The following is a 2,240-nucleotide window of genomic DNA, read 5'->3' on the forward strand; positions in this document are numbered from 1 at the left end:
TCATAATAGTCGAAGGAGCCGGGCACCTGACCGGGACCGTAATTGTGGAGATAGCTGATCGGGTAGGGCAGCCGGTAGGCTTCCTCGTCGGCATAGGTGGCATAGCGATGATGATGATGGCTCCTCGCGTCCGCCAGGCTGGGGGCGAACGCCACCGCTGACAGCGCGACGGCGGCGAAAAGCTGTGACATCTTCATCTCGATTCTCCGGGAATCACGCCAAAGGAACTCAAACGGGAACTAAAAAGCGGACCTGCAAGCGACCTGAAGCCGACCCTATCCAAGCCGATTTTGGATGACAATCTAACCCAAAAAGGCGCCCAAAACTCAGCAAAAGGGTGACCGGGCCGCCAAATTTTTGGCCTTTTCGGCATGCTTAACGAATTCCTAACACAGTCCAGCGACATTTTGGCGGACGGGCTGGCTTGTTCAGCCCGCCCGTGTCAGGAAGGCCAGCCGGGTCCATTCGCTCCATGCGCATCACGCCTCTCGCTCTGCTGCTGTCGTGCCTGGTCGCCGTCGTCCCGGCGCGCGCCGATCTGCATATCACGCGCGATCACGGCGGCTATGTCGAGGAATACAAGGCCAAGTACAAGCATATCCGCGATACCGGTCAGCGCGTCATCATCGACGGCATCTGCAATTCGGCCTGCACGCTGGTGTTCGGCATCGTGCCGATGAACAAGATCTGCGTGACTCCGCGCGCCAGCCTCGGTTTCCACCAGGCCTATTACGACAAGGCCTTCACCTTCGGCATCAAGGTCACCAGCGCAGAGGGCACCGCCGACCTGATGTCCTACTACCCCGACACGGTGAAGGACTGGATCCGCCGCAATGGCGGGCTCACCACCGACATGAAGAAGATCAAGAACGGCACCGACCTCTGGAAGATCGTCGACCCCTGCCCGGACGATTGGTAGACCGGACGACGCCGTATCGGACTTCACGCAATTGCCCTCAAACAAAAGCCTCCGGGCCCCATCAGCCCGGAGGCCTTTGCTTGCGCGGTCGCGTCAAACGCACGGCCGGATCAGCGCTTCGATGTCTTCTTTTGGGTCTTGGGCGCCGCTTTCGCAGACTTCTTGGCGGCTTTCTTGGTGGTCTTCTTCGCCGCTTTCTTGGTGGATTTCTTCGATGCTTTCCTGACGGTTTTCTTGGTGGCTTTCTTGGCAGCCTTCTTCGATGCCTTCTTCGATGCCTTCTTGCCCGTTACCTTGGTCGCGGCTTTCCTGGCGGCCTTTCTCACCTTCTTGACCGCGGTCTTGACGGCCTCGGTCGTGGCCTCCGCCGCGCCGCTGATCGCGTCGGTAGCAAGTTCAAACATTGGTTTCTCGTCGTCCATATCGCACCCCCAGTGTTGACGATGCGAACGACGATAGCGGGATTCGTTGAGCTTTCAAAGCAAGCCGCGTGCATTCACGCCGCGCGCAGCCTTGCATAGGCCGCCAGCGCGCGTTCGCGTCCGACCTTGTGATCGATGATCGGCGCGGGATAGGTGGTGCCAAGCGTGATGGAAGCGGCCGCAAGTTCGAGTGGTGAAGCCGTCCATGGCCGGTGGATCAGAGGCGCGGGCAACGCTGCGAGTTCTGGCACGAAGCGCCGGACATAGGCGCCCTCGGGATCGAACTTCTCGCCTTGCAGCACCGGATTGAAGACTCGGAAATAGGGGGCGGCATCGGCGCCGGAGCCCGCCACCCACTGCCAGTTGGCGGGATTGCTGCCGGCGTCGGCATCGACCAGGGTGTCCCAGAACCAGGCTTCGCCGTGCCGCCAGTCGATCAGCAGATGCTTGACCAGGAAGGACGCGACCACCATCCGCACCCGGTTGTGCATCACGCCGGTGTGCCAGAGCTCGCGCATGCCGGCATCGACGATGGGATAGCCGGTCCGGCCGCGCTGCCAGGCACGCAGCGCAGCGTGATCCTGCTTCCAGGGAAAGGCGTCGAAGGCGCCCTGCAGATTGCGGGTGGCAAGATCGGGCACGTCGAACAGCAGATGCCGGCAGAACTCTCGCCAGCCGAGTTCGCTCAGGAACTTGTCGATATCGGAGGTCAGGGCAGGGCGCTCGGCCGCGGCAAAGCGCGCGGCGTGCCAGACCTGCCGCGGACTGATCTCACCAAAGGCGAGGTGCGGCGACAATTTTGAAGTGCCGGCGCGATCCGGCCGGTCGCGGTCGTCCGCATAGCCTTTGATGCCGCCGGCGAGGAAGTCCGCAAGCCGCTCCTGCGCGGCGCTCTCGCC

The 2,240-nt window shown here is 62.0% G+C and carries 4 protein-coding genes; 1 reads left to right on the forward strand and 3 read right to left on the reverse strand.

Annotation, left to right across the window (positions count from 1 at the left end; all coding sequences use genetic code 11):
- Window positions 1-197, reverse strand: a 197-nt coding sequence (locus WCB02_RS34955) for a hypothetical protein (protein WP_423965851.1), incomplete at its 3' end; no start/stop codon positions are given.
- 275 nt (window positions 198-472) lie between these two features.
- Between WCB02_RS34955 and WCB02_RS34960 the strand changes: the two genes are divergently transcribed.
- A complete protein-coding gene (locus WCB02_RS34960) occupies window positions 473-919 on the forward strand; it encodes a hypothetical protein (protein WP_423965853.1) in 447 nt (148 codons plus the stop codon).
- 110 nt (window positions 920-1,029) lie between these two features.
- Here the strand turns inward: WCB02_RS34960 and WCB02_RS34965 are convergent, their stop codons facing one another.
- Both WCB02_RS34965 and WCB02_RS34970 read right to left on the reverse strand, forming a co-directional pair.
- Window positions 1,030-1,323 carry a hypothetical protein gene (locus WCB02_RS34965; RefSeq protein WP_423965855.1) on the reverse strand — a complete coding sequence of 98 codons (294 nt, stop codon included), beginning with the start codon at window positions 1,321-1,323 and terminating at the stop codon, window positions 1,030-1,032.
- Between the two features lie 92 nt (window positions 1,324-1,415).
- Window positions 1,416-2,240 (reverse strand): cryptochrome/photolyase family protein (locus WCB02_RS34970; RefSeq protein ID WP_423965857.1); only part of this gene is annotated, 825 nt, incomplete at its 5' end.

The organism is Bradyrhizobium sp. (assembly GCF_049581145.1).
Lineage (GTDB): Bacteria > Pseudomonadota > Alphaproteobacteria > Rhizobiales > Xanthobacteraceae > Bradyrhizobium.